16 protein-coding genes and 1 tRNA gene are annotated in these 16488 nt (G+C 65.0%); 16 read left to right on the forward strand and 1 reads right to left on the reverse strand.

The genetic code is table 11. The features are described 5' to 3' along the window. The first annotated feature begins 10 nt into the window (after window positions 1-10). The 16 genes from ACTDXD_RS17695 to ACTDXD_RS17770 all read left to right on the forward strand — a co-directional run bounded on the left by ACTDXD_RS17695 (window position 11) and on the right by ACTDXD_RS17770 (window position 16132). The gene (locus ACTDXD_RS17695; protein WP_440123605.1) at window positions 11-163 is read left to right on the forward strand and encodes a hypothetical protein; all 153 of its coding nucleotides are present in this window, start codon (window positions 11-13) and stop codon (window positions 161-163) included. A gap of 18 nt (window positions 164-181) precedes the next feature. Further along, on the forward strand, window positions 182-1537 hold the full coding sequence (locus tag ACTDXD_RS17700) for a GH39 family glycosyl hydrolase (RefSeq protein ID WP_440123606.1): 1356 nt from the start codon (window positions 182-184) through the stop codon (window positions 1535-1537). A gap of 196 nt (window positions 1538-1733) precedes the next feature. Continuing rightward, a complete protein-coding gene (locus ACTDXD_RS17705) occupies window positions 1734-2198 on the forward strand; it encodes a GyrI-like domain-containing protein (RefSeq protein WP_440123607.1) in 465 nt (154 codons plus the stop codon). Next, entirely contained in the window at window positions 2195-2620 is a 426-nt protein-coding gene (locus ACTDXD_RS17710) for a hypothetical protein (protein WP_440123608.1), read from the forward strand. Before ACTDXD_RS17705 ends, ACTDXD_RS17710 begins: the two co-directional genes overlap by 4 nt. A 45-nt stretch (window positions 2621-2665) precedes the next feature. After that, window positions 2666-3487: a hypothetical protein gene (locus tag ACTDXD_RS17715; protein ID WP_440123609.1), complete on the forward strand. Its 822-nt coding sequence runs from the start codon at window positions 2666-2668 to the stop codon at window positions 3485-3487. A gap of 56 nt (window positions 3488-3543) precedes the next feature. Then, on the forward strand, window positions 3544-5661 hold the full coding sequence (locus ACTDXD_RS17720) for an Rv1355c family protein (RefSeq protein WP_440127681.1): 2118 nt from the start codon (window positions 3544-3546) through the stop codon (window positions 5659-5661). Window positions 5662-5673: 12 nt separating this feature from the next. Continuing rightward, window positions 5674-7581, forward strand: coding sequence for a putative bifunctional diguanylate cyclase/phosphodiesterase (locus tag ACTDXD_RS17725; protein ID WP_440123610.1), 1908 nt, complete (start codon window positions 5674-5676; stop codon window positions 7579-7581). Window positions 7582-7673: 92 nt separating this feature from the next. Beyond that, a complete protein-coding gene (locus ACTDXD_RS17730; protein WP_440123611.1) occupies window positions 7674-9122 on the forward strand; it encodes a sugar transferase in 1449 nt (482 codons plus the stop codon). Between the two features lie 72 nt (window positions 9123-9194). After that, on the forward strand, window positions 9195-10205 hold the full coding sequence (gene galE, locus ACTDXD_RS17735) for a UDP-glucose 4-epimerase GalE (RefSeq protein ID WP_440123612.1): 1011 nt from the start codon (window positions 9195-9197) through the stop codon (window positions 10203-10205). 102 nt (window positions 10206-10307) lie between these two features. Beyond that, window positions 10308-11069: a lytic transglycosylase domain-containing protein gene (locus ACTDXD_RS17740; protein WP_440123613.1), complete on the forward strand. Its 762-nt coding sequence runs from the start codon at window positions 10308-10310 to the stop codon at window positions 11067-11069. A 139-nt stretch (window positions 11070-11208) separates the two neighbouring features. Beyond that, window positions 11209-12495: a phosphopyruvate hydratase gene (gene eno, locus ACTDXD_RS17745; RefSeq protein ID WP_169687755.1), complete on the forward strand. Its 1287-nt coding sequence runs from the start codon at window positions 11209-11211 to the stop codon at window positions 12493-12495. An 8-nt stretch (window positions 12496-12503) separates the two neighbouring features. Then, on the forward strand, window positions 12504-13205 hold the full coding sequence (locus tag ACTDXD_RS17750; protein WP_440123614.1) for an FtsB family cell division protein: 702 nt from the start codon (window positions 12504-12506) through the stop codon (window positions 13203-13205). After that, on the forward strand, window positions 13202-13729 hold the full coding sequence (locus ACTDXD_RS17755; protein WP_440123615.1) for a DUF501 domain-containing protein: 528 nt from the start codon (window positions 13202-13204) through the stop codon (window positions 13727-13729). The genes ACTDXD_RS17750 and ACTDXD_RS17755 overlap by 4 nt, the downstream gene beginning before the upstream one ends. After that, window positions 13726-14679 (forward strand): Ppx/GppA phosphatase family protein, encoded by a 954-nt coding sequence (locus tag ACTDXD_RS17760; RefSeq protein WP_440123616.1) that lies wholly within the window; start codon window positions 13726-13728, stop codon window positions 14677-14679. Before ACTDXD_RS17755 ends, ACTDXD_RS17760 begins: the two co-directional genes overlap by 4 nt. A gap of 112 nt (window positions 14680-14791) precedes the next feature. Continuing rightward, on the forward strand, window positions 14792-15982 hold the full coding sequence (locus ACTDXD_RS17765; RefSeq protein WP_440123617.1) for a lipase family protein: 1191 nt from the start codon (window positions 14792-14794) through the stop codon (window positions 15980-15982). Window positions 15983-16058: 76 nt separating this feature from the next. Further along, window positions 16059-16132 (forward strand) — tRNA-Leu (locus tag ACTDXD_RS17770). Window positions 16133-16240: 108 nt separating this feature from the next. On the opposite strand, the gene ACTDXD_RS17775 is transcribed toward ACTDXD_RS17770, so the two are convergent. After that, window positions 16241-16393 carry a hypothetical protein gene (locus ACTDXD_RS17775; protein ID WP_440123618.1) on the reverse strand — a complete coding sequence of 51 codons (153 nt, stop codon included), beginning with the start codon at window positions 16391-16393 and terminating at the stop codon, window positions 16241-16243. Between the last annotated feature and the right edge of the window lie 95 nt (window positions 16394-16488).

The following is a 16488-nucleotide window of genomic DNA, read 5'->3' on the forward strand; positions in this document are numbered from 1 at the left end:
CATGATCGAGATGGCGACAAACGCAGTGGTGATATTCGTCCTTGCGATCGCGGCCTTGTTCGTTCTGCTCATTGCGGCCGATATCGTGCTCCTCCTCGGGCTCCGAGCGCGTATTCCGCAGGGCGGCTCGGCAACGTCCGAGCAGGGGACGACACATGCCTGACACCGAGGGGGTGGGGCCATGACGCCCCACCTCGGGATATGGCCGGTCGTACGAAGCACGATCCGGCGGTGGGGCACGGTCGGATTGCCGGTCATGGTAGCGGTGGCCGCATTGCTTGCCGCCGTGCATCTGAGCTCCCCTGGTCTTCCTCCTTCGGGAGGAGCCGGGAGTATCAGTACTGCCGGATGGGGTTTCACCCATACGCAATTCAGTGCCGACACCGGCAGACCTCTGGCAGTTGCGGCTGCCGAGAGGGCAGTCGGATCGGTGCCGATGGTGCAGGCACAGGCCATCATGGGGTGGGGAGTGGACAACCCGGAGCCATCGCCGGGCCGTTACGATTTCGAAAGTCTCGATCGTCGAATGGACTTCATCTCCCGCAGTGGCGGTACGCCGGTGATCGTGCTGTGCTGCGCACCGGACTGGATGAAGGGAGGAGAGCCCGGAGAGACCGATTGGGACCGACTGGAGGTCGCTCCGCGTCCGGAACACTACGCTGATTTCGCGGAACTGAGTGCCGAAGTGGCACGGCGTTATCCGAATGTCCGGCACTTTCTCGTCTGGAACGAGTTCAAAGGATTCTTCGACGACGACACCGATCGCTGGGACGCGCAGGGATACACGACCTTGTACAACATGGTGTACGACGCGGTGAAAGCGGTGGATCCCGCCAATCAGGTCGGTGGGCCCTACCTCGAATTCGCGAGTAAGCCGGTGGGTTCACTGGGCACCTCGCCACAGCTGGAGGGTCCGTGGGGAGCAGTGGACCAACGGTACCTGGATGCATTCGTCTTCTGGAACATGCATCGGAAGGGTGCAGACTTCGTTGCTGTCGATGCCCATGCGACAACGGCTCAGGGCGCGCCGGACGAGTTCACAGCTGTTCAGAAGTTCGCGGCGGTCAATGAATGGCTCCACTGGCAGGTCGGTCTGCCCATCTGGTGGGCCGAGTGGTACGTCGAGCCACCGGGCCCGGGCTGGTCGCCGGAGCATCGGATGGCATTGCGTGTCGCCGCGATGATCGAGCTCGCCGGTAGTGGAGCAGATACGGTCTTGTACTGGAACCCACGACCGCAGGACGCGGCATGTGCAGAGTGTCTCTGGACGGATACCTGGGACGCCGACGGGGGCCGGCCGTTACCGTTCCTCGATGTTCTCCAAGGTTTCGCGCGGTGGTTTCCCCCAACCGTCGATCGGCGGACGGTGCGGTTGGCGGACGGATTGCTCGCGCTCGAGACCGACCTCGCTCGCGTGATCGTCAATACCAGGGACACGACGACGAGTGCTTCCGTCGACGGCAGGCAGTTCGAGTGGTCGGCTTACGAGGTCAGATGGTTCACGGCGGCGGACTCGTGGGGTGGCACTGCGGGCTAGATCCCGCATTCTCGTCCGCATCCGATAGTAAAAAACTCATAAACTCAATAGCCGACTGGAAACATACTTCAGGTTGATTTTCAGGAACGTTTGAAACCGGGCGCTTTTGGACCTAATCTCGAATCGTCCCGGTATTGCGTGCGAAGGGTCGGGCAGCGCGCGTAGGGGAAGTTCGTGCTGCATGGAGGTACATCCGATGCCGTTTCGATTGATCGATCGTAAAGAAACCCTTGTCGCAGGCCTGCCCGTGAGGAGTCCACGCCGGGCGCTCGGCAAGGTGCGCGACCCGCATCTGGAGAAAGCGTGGTTCGCGGTCCTGAACGGAGAGACCGCGGGTCCGCTCGCGTCGACCTACACCGATCACGCCGAGGAGGTCGGTTCCTATTACATTCAGACGGTCGGGTACTGCTGCGAGTCGCTCGACGATGTGCCCACCGGATACATGGTCTCTCGTCTGCCTGCGGGTACGTACGCCAAGTTCTCGGTAACGGGCGACGATTTCACCGAGATTTTCCCCCGATTGTGGGAGGAGGTCTGGGAAGCGGAGCGTCGCGGCGAGATCGAGCGGACCTTCACCGGGGACTTCGAATATTATCCGCATGCCTTCGGGGTCGACCTGTACGTGGCCGTTCGGCCTGCGAAGTACGGGGAACCGCAATGACATTCACCATTGTCAAAGTCGGTCCGTATCAGGTGGGAGGGCTCGTGGTGCCGGGTGCCGCGCCCGGGGTCCTCGGCCCTGCCGCAGACCTGATGAACTTCACCCTGGAGCGGCTCTGCGAACGCGGTGTCCGGGACATCACGGTGGTCTACGTCAGGCACCTCGAAGCGGGATGGTCCGCCGTCGCAGGATATCGCTGCGACAACATCGACGAGTTGACGATCGGAGACTCGCTGGTCAGAGTCTCCGAGAACTACGCAGCGCGGTTCGTGCCCGAGGGTGGATCATCCGATCGATGCGAGGATCTGTGGGATCAGGTCGAGGCTGCCGACAAGAGGGGCGAGATCACGCGAGCATTCACGGAGGAGATTCTCGTTCTTCCGGAGCGCGGTGAAGCCGAATTGTATGTGTCCCTGAGATGATTATTCTGCCTCGGAATTCAGGTAACGGTGACGAGTGGTGCCGGAATGGGTGACCATATCGGTGTAACCATGCCACCGGTCGTGGGCGAGCGCGAACGGCGGTTCGTCGAGGTCGTCGACGTGCGGGCGTCCGATGTGTGGTTGTCCGATGCGAAGCACGGCCGCCGAACGGAGGCCGATGTGGACCGCAGAGCCGAAGAGCTGTCTCCGCTGTTCGTGGGGCGAACACTCGAATTCCATGACGAGAATTCGGGATACCGTTTCGTCGCAGCGTCCCCGGCTGCGGAACCGGCTCTGTGGACGGAGTTCGTTGCCGGCGCGCTCACCGCGTACCGGAAGTACGGTGTCGAAACGGCTGTGGAATACGACAAGATCATCGACGGAATCTCGACGACGTATTTCTTCGCCGCCCTCGACGCGGAGGGCGCGGTGGTGGGAGGGTCTCGGGCGTTGGGGCCGTATCGAAGTGTCGACGACGCGCATCCGATGGTCGAGTGGACCGATCCGGTGCACCGGGCCGTGCTCCGCCGGGTGCTCGGCGAATGTCTCACCCACGGGCTGGTCGAATCCAAGATGGGGTGGGTAGCAGCCGGGATTCCGAGACGACGACAACTGAGCACCTCGGTCGCGCGAACCACGACCTATTGCATGGAGCTCCTCGGTGCCAGATATCTCGTGGGCACTGCAGCCGACAACGCCTTGGAGATGTGGACGCAGTCCGGTGCTCGTATCGTCGAGAGCGTCCCGCCGTGTCCGTATCCGGATTCGCGGTACCGGACACGTCTGCTCCTCTGGGACGTCCTGGAGGGCAGATCATGCGAGCGGACTCGCGAGCTCGAGAAGCTCCTGACATCGGATGTCGGATGAGCGCGGGCCCCATTCCCGGCGGGAGGATCGCAGACGCAGAGCGCGGCGAGGACGAGATGCACACGGCGGTGCTCTTGTCCGAGGAACATTCGGACCATACGGTCGAACTCGAGCGACTGCGCGACGAGCTGGGGGTCGCGCTGGTCGATCGGTTGACGCAGCAGCGTGACGGACTGCGTCGTCTCGGTGGCCTCGCCGTTCCTGAGGAGGCGCCACGGTGGGCGTACTACCCGTGGCGGCGTACCGCGGTCCGGGTACTCGGACCGGTGTCGTTCCGGCGGCTGCGTCTCGATCGCAACCGAAACAAGATCACCACTGCCGAACAGGAGCGGCTGCAGGCCGTGACCGTCGGTGTCGTCGGTCTCAGTGTCGGGCATGCCGTGGCCCACACGCTCGCCCTCGAGGGTGTCTGCGGTGAGATCCGACTGGCCGATTTCGACGGTGTGGAGTTGTCCAACCTGAACCGGGTGCCTGCCACTTTGCTCGATCTGGGACTCAACAAGGCGGTGGTCGCCGCGCGTCGTATCGCAGAGGTGGATCCGTACCTGCACATCGGGGTGTGGCCGGACGGCGTCGCGCCCCATACCGTGGGCGACTTCCTCGACGGTCTCGACGTCTTGGTGGACGAATGCGATTCGCTGGATGTGAAGGTGCTGTTGAGGGTGGAGGCAGCGCGAAGGCGGATGCCTGTCGTGATGCATACCAGCGACCGGGGTCTGGTCGATGTCGAGCGGTTCGACCTCGTGCCGGAGCGCCGACCGTTCCACGGGTTGCTCGGTGACATCGATGTCGAGGCACTTACGGGGTTGTCCAGCCGAGACAAGGTGCCGCACGTACTGCGAATCCTCGGTGCCGGCGAACTGTCGACGCGATTGGCCGCATCCATGCTGGAAATCGACGAAACGCTCGAAGCGTGGCCGCAACTCGCAAGCGACGTGGCACTCGGTGGCGCGACGGTCACCGAAGTGATCCGACGAATTGCGCTCGGGTACAACGTGGATTCCGGGCGCGGGCGGATCGACCTCGAGGAATCTCTCGGGCAGCTGGAACCGCCGGATGCGGAAGCGGCCGAACCATCGGCGCAACCGACCGATCAGCCGGTGCCGACGGGGCCGGTCGACGCGCTGCTGCACGCGGCGGTTCGGGCGCCGTCCGGGGGTAACAGCCAGCCCTGGTCGATCACCGTCGAGCAGCGACGGCTCGTCTTCTCGATCGCTCCGGAGCCTGCTGCGGTACTGATGGACTTGCATCATCGAGGGAGCTGCATCGCGGTCGGGGCAGCTCTGTTCAACGCGAAAGTAGCCGCAGCGGCTCACGGAATCCTCGGTACGGTGAGACTGCCTACCGCCGACAGAATCGATTCGACTCGCCCCGTCGCGATGCTGGAATTCGGCGACGGTGCCGATCCGTACCTCTCGGAGCTGTACGGCCCGATGCTTGCGCGAGAGACGAACCGGCATCCCAGCGATGACTGCGATCTCACGGGCGGGGAGATCGCGGCGTTGCATGCAGCGGCGGCCTTGGAAGGCGGTCGGATCCAAGTCGTGACCGATCCGGCAGCGCTCGACGAGAGCGCCGAGATTCTGGCCGAGTCGGATCGGATCCGTTACCTGACCGGAGAACTCAGACGAGACATGCTGGGGGAGTTGCGTCGGCCCGGAAGCGAGAATGCCGACAGCGGTATCGAGGTGAACTCACTCGGGCTCGATGCAGCGGAGAGCGCCATGCTCGACGTCGTCCTGCGCGACGACGTCCTCGACCAACTCGACCACTGGGGGCTCGGCGGCGGACTCGGACGCATCACCAGAGACCGGGTACGAGGAAGCGCCGCCCTGGTGACGATCGTGACCGAAGGAGGCGCTGCACGCGACTACATCCGTGCAGGCACCGTGGTCGAAAGCGTGTGGGTGCGTGCGCATGCCCTCGGGCTTGCGGTCCAGCCGGTCTCACCGGTCTTCCTGTACGCCGACACGTTCGCCGACCTGGAGCGGCTGTCGCGCAGGCACGCCAGTGCCCTCGATGCGTTGCGCGAAAAGCTCAGCGTGTCGCTGGGAGTGGCGGACGACGACCGAATTGCGCTCGTCCTGCGGGTCGGGAGAACTCGGCACGCCGCAGAACGCAGCCGCCGCCGTGCGGATCGAGTCCGGTACAGGCACCGGAGTGGACAGAGCTGAAGGAGGACAGCGATGCCCGGTACGGAACATACGCTGGATGCGCTGGTCACCCGCATCGCCGCGCACCTGATGCCTGCCGATGCCGCCACTCAGGTGGTCGCGGCGCGGGAAGTGCTCCGCGAGCTTGTCGAACACTTCGGAGTCGACACCGCGTTCCTCCGGTACAACGACCATGACGCCGGTGCCACGCGTCTGGTCGCCGAATGGCCGCAGAGGCCGGTGATCCCGGATCCCGACCCGCTCGGGGTGATCTACTTCCACAATGCGGACCTGATCTTCGCGGCTTCCGCCACGATGAAGGAGCCGTTGCTGAGTCGCCCGCGCACGCAGGCGGCCTCCGACCCCGACTGGGAGGGGTACGAGCACCGGGTCTTCGAGGGGTCGGGGATGCCTAATGTGTCGGTGGCGGCCGTGCCCCTCGTTTCCGGACCGATCACGACCGGCGCATTGGGGCTGATCAAAGAAGGCGATCGGGCCTGGAACGACAACGAGGTCACCACGCTGAAATTGATCGCCGCATTGCTGACCCAGGTGCAGGCACGGATTCGTGCGGAGGAGGATCTGAGGTACGCGGCCTATCATGATGCGTTGACGGGACTTGCGAGCAGGCGCGCTCTGTTCGAGTATCTCGACGACCGATTGTGCGCAGGTAAGCCCGGTCCTGTCGGAGTGCTGTTCCTCGATCTCGATCGGTTGAAGGCGCTGAATGATTTTCTCGGCCATCGCGCAGCCGACACCTACCTGTGCCGGATCGCTCAACGTTTGTCGGACGGAAACGGACGTGACGACATGGTCGCGCGGCTGGGCGGCGATGAATTCGTGGTGGTGCTCGACGGTCCCGCGACACTGGACGAGGTGACCGGTCGGGCAGAAGCGATGCTGCAACATGTCGGAGAGTCCGTCGCTCTGGATGGCCAGACGGTCGGGCGCGGTGTGAGTGTGGGGGTCGCGCTCGGAGTACCCGGCGAGGTCTTGGCGGTCACTCTGCTCAGCCGGGCCGACCAGGCAATGATGTCTGCGAAGGCGCAGGGCGGCAACAGTGTCGGTGTGTTCACCGAAGACATGAACGATATGGGCGAGCGACGAACGATCATCGAGATGAACCTGCGCACGTCGATCGACGACGACCACCTGATGCTCGAATACCAACCCGAGGTCGATCTGCGCACCGGCAGGATACTGGGGCTCGAAGCGCTGGTGCGATGGAACCACCCGGTGCTGGGAAAACTGCAACCGCTGGAGTTCATCGAGGTCGCCGAATCCACCAACCTGGCAGGTGAACTCGGTGCCTGGGTGATCGATACTGCATGCGCACAGCTGGGACAGTGGAAGCGTGATTTCCGAGAACTCGACCTGATCATGAGCGTCAATGTGTCGCCGGTTCAGTTGGTTTCCATGGATTTCGACATCTATGTGAAGCAGGTTCTCGAGCAGTACGGTCTCCTCGGCTCGGAATTGTGCCTCGAGATCACCGAGAATGTGGTTGTCGGTGACCTGCGACGTACGCGGTCCACGCTCTCGAAACTCGAGCGGCTGGGAGTGCGGATCGCAATCGACGACTTCGGAACCGGATACAGTTCTCTCGGTCATCTCAAGTCCCTTCCTGTCGACACCCTCAAGATCGACAAGGTGTTCGTGCAGAATCTCGATCGAAGCGAAGGCGACAGGGTCATCATCGATTCGATCGTCGGGCTGGCCGCGTCCTTCGGGCTCGATGTGGTGGCCGAGGGGGTCGAATCCGTGGGGGCGGTGAGCTACCTTCTTGACGTGGGTTGTGTTCGTGCGCAAGGTTTTTTGATGAGCAAGCCGAAGGGGCCGGAGGAGATCGAGCGATTGCTGGAGGTTGGTGCGCTCGCGTTGCCGTGGAACGTCGATGGGGCCATTTCCCACAGGACTTTTCTCGGGGATGTTGCACGCTGAGTCGGACTTACGGTTTGTTATTGCGAATAAAACAGTCTCAAGGTACGGTTTGAGTGTCGGGGGTCCGACGGCTCCGAACAGGGGTGACCTTGATGTACAAGCGTATCGGCGGGTATGCCGCAGTCGCTGCCCCAGTACGAAACTCGACTGCTCCGGTTCGTGCGTTCGCGGCGCCCGGAATCGTCGTGCCCGACGGCATCGTGCGTCCCGCGCGATGGGAGCGTCGCTACGAAGTCTCGGTGCTGTCCTGCGACCTGCTCTGCCTCGCCCTGGCAATCCTCATCGTCGCCGTCGGATACCACCCGAACGACGCACTCACCGATGGGCAGGGGGTCGCCGTGCTCGCGATCTGCACCGTCGTCACGGTGCTGTCGGTTGCGTTTCAGAAATGCTGGGACAGAAGAATTCTGGGATCGGGCTCGGAAGAGTACCGCAGAATCGTCCGTGCCTATCTCTATGCGATTGCAGCATCGGCGATCCTTGCATACATGCTGGGTGCGGCTCAGGCCGGGATGTACATTTTCGGTGCGCTTCCGCTTGCGCTGGTGCTGACGCTCGCAACTCGAAAGATGATGCGGATCATAGTGTTGCGTCTCCGGAGTCGAGGAAGATGGCTGCGCTCCGTCCTCGTCGTCGGGAATGCGGAAGAGGTCCATGAACTCGTCGGTCGCACGAACGGACCGGAGAAATCCGGTTGGAAGGTGGAGGGCGTCTGCCTTGCTGTCGACGCGGAGGGAGACGCTCCACCCGCACCGCCGGTGGCGATAGACGACGTTCCGGTACTGGGAACCGACGCCGACATCCTCAGGATCGCCGAGATCCACAAGTTCGACGCGGTCGCACTGCTCCCGTCCGACAGGTGTTCGTGTGCGCGAATGCGGACGCTCGACCGCGACCTCGAGAGTGTCGGGGTGGATCTCATCATCGCCCCGATCCTCATCGACGTCGTCGGTCCACGCCTGCACATCTCGCCCCTTGCCGGTCTTCCTCTGCTGCAGGTGAGTGCGCCTCGGTACAGTGGCCCGACATGGGTCGCGAAGAACGTCGCCGACCGGGTGTTCGCATTGCTGCTTCTCATCGTCCTTGCGCCCGTGCTCGCACTCGTTGCTGCGACCATCCGATTCGACGGTTCGGGCCCTGTGCTCCTCGAGCGGGACCGGGTGGGGCGGGACGGTCGCGCATTCGCCGTGTATGCGTTTCGAGACGATCTCCGGACGGGCAGGGTCGGCAGGTTCCTTCGCAGGCACTCCATCGACGAACTACCCGAACTGTTCAACGTGGTGGGAGGCACCTTGGCGCTCGTCGGACCTCGGGTGCCACTCGAGTGCCGGTCCTGGTACGGCGGCCGAAGCGGGGCACACCGACTGGTCGTCAAACCGGGTTTCACCGGATTGTGGCGGATCGGCGGAGCCTGCAATCCCTCGTCGGAGGAAGCGGACCGGGCCGATCTCCGATATGTCGAGAACCGGTCGTTCGTGATGGATCTGTCGATCCTGTGCAGGACCTTCGGAGCTGTCCTCCATGGCAACCGAACATCCTGACCCGCCCGAATCGAACCGAGCAGTACAAGTTTTCGAGTACGTGCAACTCTCCTGGTATGAAGGGTGGTAGCCATGTTGTTGGTGACCGGAGGCGCGGGATACATCGGCACCCATGTCGTGCGCGCACTGCGATCGGGCGGCCGCGAAGTGGTGGTGGTGGACGACCTGTCGGCCGGACATCCGGAACTGCTTCCCGCCGGTGTGCCCGTCGAAGTGGGGAGCGTCCTCGACACGGATTTCCTGATGGACGTGATCGACATGTACGACGTCGATCAAGTGGTGCACCTCGCCGGCCGGAAAGCCGTGGACGAGTCCATCACCCGTCCCTCCTACTACTACCGGCAGAACGTGTACGGCATGCAGAGTGTCCTTGCGGCGATGGTCCGGATGGACGTACGGAGGATCGTGTTCTCGTCCAGCGCCGCGGTCTACGGCACCGTGGGCGACGCGACCGTCACCGAAGAAGCCGTGACCCTTCCTCAATCACCCTACGGGAGAAGTAAACTCATGTGCGAGTGGTTGCTTCGTGATATCGCTGCCGCCGATGGGCTGAGCTGGGCCGCGCTCCGCTACTTCAACGTGGCCGGCGCCGGAGGGAAAGAACTTGCGGACCGAGGCGTCCACAACCTCGTTCCCCGCGTGTTCCAGGCGATCGACCGTGGCGAGGCGCCCGCGGTGTTCGGCGACACCTACGACACACCAGACGGCACCTGTATCCGCGACTACATCCACGTCACCGATCTCGCCGACGCGCACGCCACCGTCGTCGACGCCATGGACGCCGAGGCCATGGGAACCGTCTACAACGTGGGCTGTGGGTGTGGTGCCAGCGTGCTCGACGTGATGCGCGCGGCACGCGAGGCGAGCGGTGTGCCGTTCGACTGGCGGATCGACGATCCCCGTCCCGGCGACCCGGCCCGAGTAGTTGCCGACGCCGGCCGAATCTACGCGGATCTCGGCTGGACGGCGCAGCACGACCTCGACGACATCGTCGGCAGCGCGTGGGAAGCCTGGACGGCGTCGAGGGCGGCCATCGAGACTGCGTCGGAACAGGACGCTGCACTCGCGGTGGGAGCTCGATGACCCCTCGGAGCCCCCACCGTCCGAGTCTGCGCGGGTGATCTTCGCGATCACCCGCGTAGGCGCGTTCACCTGCGGTTCTTCGGGCATGTGGAAGATGGAGATGTGTATCCCGCTCCACGACGTCGTCGCTCGGCCTGGCCGTTGCTCGTATTCAGCGCGTTGGTAGTGGTGGTGATCATCGCGGTGGGTTCCAACCTTCGTTCGCCCCAGCTGCCACGAATAGAGGTTCCCGACGGAGTTCCGCCGGGTCCCGGTGTGCCCGTGCCGCCCGTCGATTTCGAAGGTCCGGGCCGGACCTCTGCCCTCCTGCGCGACTGGGCAGAACCTCAGGCCGAGACACTGGGAATCCCGGTCGTCGCGCTGGAGGCATACGGGCACGCCGCGGCAGTTCTCGCCTCGACGAACAGCGAATGCGGACTGGCGTGGACCACCCTTGCGGGGATCGGCAGCGTCGAGAGCAACCACGGCAGACACGGGGGTGCACGTCTCGACGAGAACGGGACCGCGATACCCGAGATTCGTGGGATTCCGCTCGACGGCGGGCCCGGCCTCGCCGAGATCCGCGACACCGACGGCGGCGAGCTCGACGGCGATCCCGTCCTCGACCGGGCGATGGGGCCGCTGCAGTTCATCCCCGAGACATGGAAGAGCTGGGGTGTCGACGCGAACGGTGACGGTGTCGCCGAACCGGACAACATCGACGACGCAGCTCTCTCAGCGGGACGCTACCTGTGTGATCGAGGCGGAGATCTCACCACTCCGGAAGGCTGGACGAGGGCGTTGATGGCCTACAACTACTCGGGCGACTATCTCGCCCTGGTCCGCGACCGCGCTGCCGCATACAGCGTGGGTGTGCGGCCGTGAGGACAGACCCATCTGCCGAGTCGACGCTCCAGTCCTGCTCCGAGCGGCGCGCCCGTGCATCACTGCCTGGTAGTGACGGTTACGCTGTCCCCAGCGTGCAGACCCCGCAGCGTGAAGTCCATCGAAGGAGAATCAGCCAGTGGCCATCATTGAGCAGGTAGGAGCCCGCGAGATCCTCGACTCCCGTGGCAACCCCACAGTCGAGGTCGAGGTGCTGCTCGAGGACGGAAGTTTCGCCCGCGCTGCCGTGCCGTCCGGTGCCTCCACCGGTGAGCACGAGGCCGTCGAGCTGCGTGACGGCGGCGACCGCTACAACGGCAAGGGTGTCGAGAAGGCCGTCGAAGCCGTTCTCGACGAGATCGCCCCGGCCATCATCGGTCTGGATGCCACCGAACAGCGCACCGTCGACCAGGCGCTGCTCGACGCCGACGGCACCCCCGACAAGGGCCGCCTCGGCGCAAACGCCCTGCTCGGTGCGTCGCTGGCCGTCGCCAAGGCCGGCGCAGAGACCTCCGGCCTCGAGCTGTACCGCTACCTGGGTGGCCCGAACGCTCACATTCTTCCGGTGCCGATGATGAACATCCTCAACGGTGGCGCTCACGCCGATACCGGCGTCGACGTCCAGGAATTCATGGTCGCCCCCATCGGCGCGGCCACCTTCAAGGAGTCCCTGCGCTGGGGCACCGAGGTGTACCACTCGCTCAAGTCGGTACTCAAGGCGAAGGGCCTGGCCACCGGACTCGGCGACGAGGGCGGCTTCGCGCCGGACGTTGCGGGCACCAAGGAAGCACTCGATCTGATCAGCGAGGCCATCGCGAAGACCGGCCTGAAGCTCGGCAGCGATGTGGCACTCGCGCTGGACGTTGCCGCCACCGAGTTCTACACCGAGGGCACCGGCTACGCGTTCGAGGGCAAGAACCGCACCGCCGACGAACTCGCGGACTTCTACGACGAGCTGCTCTCGGCGTACCCGCTGGTCTCGATCGAGGACCCGCTGTCGGAGGACGACTGGGAGGGCTGGGTCGCGCTGACCGACAAGATCGGCAACAAGATCCAGCTCGTCGGCGACGACCTGTTCGTCACCAACCCGGAGCGTCTCGAAGACGGCATCCTCAAGGGTGCGGCAAACGCGCTGCTCGTGAAGGTCAACCAGATCGGCACGCTCACCGAGACCCTCGACGCCGTCGACCTCGCGCACCGCAACGGCTACAAGACGATGATGAGCCATCGCTCCGGTGAGACCGAGGACACCACCATCGCCGATCTCGCGGTCGCCGTGGGCAGTGGCCAGATCAAGACCGGTGCCCCCGCACGCAGCGAGCGTGTCGCCAAGTACAACCAGCTCCTGCGCATCGAGGAATCGCTCGGCGACGCTGCCCGCTACGCCGGCGAGCTCGCGTTCCCGCGCTTCAACCTCGAGGGCTGAAGTCAGGTATGAGCCAGCGCGGTAGATCCCGGCCCGGCGCCCGCCGCAGCCGAACCGACGGTGCGGCCGGGACCCGCCGTCCCAGTCGGACCCGCCCGTCGGGATCTACCGCACCGGCCGACCTCGGTCCCGAGACCGCGGGCGCACGACCCGCAGGTCGAGAGGATCCTGTTCATTCGTCCCGTCGCGGACGAGGCAGTACGGGCCGTGCCCGGCCCACCCGCGTCGGAGCACCCCGCGACGGTCGTCGTCCCCGCACCGAACGCACCATCCTCGGATTGTCCACCGGACGCGCGGTGATCCTCGCCCTCGTCGTGTGCGGACTCGCACTGACGCTTGCGGTGCCGCTGCGCACCTACGTCAGCCAACGGTCGGAGGCGGAGCAGATCGCGCAGGAACGCGAGCAGCTCGAAGGCGAAATCGCGGCCCTCGAAGCCCAGAAGGCCCACATCGACGACCCCGCCTGGGTCAGGGCGGAGGCACGCAACCGTCTGGGTTTCGTGATGCCGGGCGACATCCCATACCAGGTGCAGCTGCCCGGCGACGTGGCCCTCGTCGACGAGGAGAAGGAGCCGGAAACACCGTCCACCGGCGCCTGGTACAGCGACCTGTGGCTTTCGGTGGTCGAACCGCCACCCGAACCCGAGACCGACCCGGTGCCGCAGCACATGCCCGTGGCACCCCCAGAACCAGGAGATATCCCCGGGTGACCGCTCCCGTTCCACAGGAAGACCTCGACGCCGTCGCCGCCCAGCTCGGGCGCGAGCCCCGCGGCGTCCTCGCCATCGCCTACCGCAGTCCCGACGGAGCTCCCGGCGTGGTCAAGACCGCACCGAAGCTGCCCGACGGCACACCGTTCCCCACGCTCTACTACCTGACCGACCCCCGGCTCACGGCCGAGGCGAGCCGCCAGGAATCGGCAGGCGTGATGCGGGAGATGACGGAGCGGCTCAGCACCGACACCGACCTTGCCGCCGCGTACCGACGCGCACACGAGTCGTACCTCGACGAGCGCAACGCCATCGAATCCCTCGGCACCGACTTCACCGGTGGCGGTATGCCCGACCGCGTCAAATGCCTGCACGTGCTCATCGCTCATTCGCTCGCCAAGGGGCCGGGCCTCAACCCGTTCGGTGACGAATCGGTCGCGCTCGCTGCCGACGCAGGCCTGCGCGGCACCGCGATCCCCGCCGACTGGCCCACCTACGCCGAACTGCGCGGAGAATCCCAGTGAGCGCTGTTCGTGTTGCAGGCATCGACTGCGGTACCAACTCGATCCGCTTGCTGATCGCCGACATCGCCGAAGACGGAACCCTCACCGACGTCACACGCCTGATGAAGGTCGTGCGACTCGGGCAGGGCGTCGACGCCACCGGCCGCCTCGCCCCCGAAGCAATCGAACGTACCCGCGTCGCGCTCGTCGAGTACGCGGATCTCATCCGCAAGACCGGCGCCACGGCCGTGCGGATGGTCGCGACGTCGGCGACCCGCGACGCACAGAACCGCGAGGACTTCTTCGCGATGACCCGCGACGTGCTCGGTGCCGTGATCCCCGGTGCCGAAGCCGAGGTGATCACCGGCGACGAAGAGGCCCGACTGTCGTTCACCGGTGCCGTGGGCGAACTCGACCCGGCGCGTGGGCCGTTCGTCGTCGTCGACCTCGGCGGGGGCTCGACCGAAGTGGTGCTGGGTGACGAAAATGGTGTGCACGCCGCCTATTCCACCGACATCGGGTGTGTGCGTCTGACCGAGCGGTGCCTGCACGACGACCCGCCCACCGCCGACCAGGTCGCGGCTGCGCGCGTGGTCGCGGGGGAGAAGATCGCCGAAGCGCTCGAACGCGTTCCCGTCGAGGAAGCACGCACCTGGGTGGGTGTCGCGGGAACGATGACCACATTGGCCGCGCTGGCCCACGACCTCGACGTGTACGACCCGGCGAAGATTCACCTGTCGTCGGTCCCGTTCGACCGGTTGAAGGAAGTGTGCGACGGACTCGTCGGCGCGACCCGCGCCGAACGTGCGGCACTCGGGCCCATGCATGAAGGTCGCGTCGACGTCATCGGTGGTGGTTCGATCGTGACCACTGTGCTCGCCGAGGAACTCGGCCGACGTGCCGGAATCACCGAACTTGTTGTGAGCGAGCACGACATCCTCGACGGAATTGCCCTCTCCCTCGTGCGGTAGACCGAAATCCCATTGCCTTCCCACAATGCCGTAATCAAGCGGTAACGAACGACCGGGGCGTGAGTATAGAGCGGTTGGCCGCTGATGATGCGGAAAACCGGGAAGGGTACTCATGCGACAAAGGCTCGGCACGGTGGTGGCAACGGTCCTCGGGGCCGTTCTTGTGGGAATGGGTATGCCGCTCGTCGCGGCTGCCGATCCGATGTACCCGGTTCCCGATCCGGATCCGTTCTACTCCGCACCCGCCGATCTTGCCGCGAAGCAGCCCGGTGACGTCGTCCGCACACGCCGTATCGACACCTGGATGTATCCGAACTCGGACGGTTGGCAGGTTGCGTTCCGGTCGACCAACTCGCTGGGCAACCCGATCCTCGGAGTGACCACGGTGCTGTTGCCCCGCGGTGTCGAGAACCCGCCGTTGGTGTCGTACCAGGCGATCATCAACTCGCTGGGAACCAAGTGTGCTCCCTCGCGCTCGCTGTTCAACATGGAGCTGCAGGAATCGCCCGGAATGATGTTGGGTCTCGAACGTGGCTGGGCAGTGTCCGTCCCCGACCATCTCGGCCCCACCGGAGCGTATGGCGCTGCGAAGCTGGGCGGGATGATCACGCTGGACAGCGTGCGCGCGGTGCAACGTGTCGCCGAGCTCGGTCTGGACGAAAGCCCGGTCGCATTGGCCGGATATTCGGGAGGCGGAATGGCGAGCGCGTGGGCCGCGGCACTGGCCCCCACCTACGCGCCGGAACTGGATCTGACCGCGGTGGTGGCGGGCGGGATACCCGCCGACCTCGAGCAGATGGCCGACGGCCTCGGCCTCAACCCGCACCCGGGATTCGGTCTGGCCTTCGCCGCTGCGATCGGCCTCGAACGCGAATATCCGGAACGCCTGCCCATTTCGGAGCAGCTCAACGACACCGGCATGTGGTTGCGCGACTGGACGGGCAACGAATGCCGACGTTTCCTTCTCTTCCACGGTGCCTTCCGCAGCGCGGGTGAGGTGGCGACGAGCACGAGCCTGCTGGCCAGCCCCGAGGTGCGGGAGATCTTGCGGGAGAACAGCCTGCGTTATTTCGAGGGCGTGCCCACCGCGCCCCTGTACGTGTGGCAGGGAACGATGGACGGCCTCACACCCTTCGACTCGGTCGAGGAGGTGGCCCGGCGCTACTGCGCGGAGGGCGCACCGCTGACCTTCGTGCCGTACGAGATCGCCGAACACATGACGACCGCAGTCGCCGGATTCCCGGACGCCTACGACTACATCGACGCACGGTTCCGCGGTGAGCCTGCGCCGACGAGCTGCTGACGCGACACGGGCGAGGCTGCGGATCCGCGGCCTCGCTCGAAGCGGACGCCTACCACCCGCTAGGGTGATCCGGGCGGCCCCCATAGCCCAATTGGCAGAGGCAGCGGACTTAAAATCCGCCAAGTGTCGGTTCGAGTCCGACTGGGGGCACCGTCACACTGCCGACCTCCGGTCGGAGTGCGCCCACTGAGTTCGAGTAACAGCCCGGCGGTCGCACAGAGCACGCATGCCACCGCTCGTGATGGATCAGCCCTCTGCTCAGCCGGCCCGGTGTATCTCGTCGTCGCCGCCGTCCTCGATCGCCGGTGGAATCTCTTGTTGATCGCGGGCACGGATGACTCGCCCCGCGATCAACGCGACCGCCACGGAGACGACGAGCCAGGCGAGTAGCGCCCACAAAATCCAGTTCACAATTTGAACAACGGACCAACTCGGTCGTATGTTACCGAGAAGTAGGTAATTCACCCTCGGGTTCACCCCGGAAAATCCTGCTGTAAACTCGTCGG

The organism is Rhodococcus sp. SJ-3 (assembly GCF_051918125.1).
GTDB lineage: Bacteria > Actinomycetota > Actinomycetes > Mycobacteriales > Mycobacteriaceae > Rhodococcus.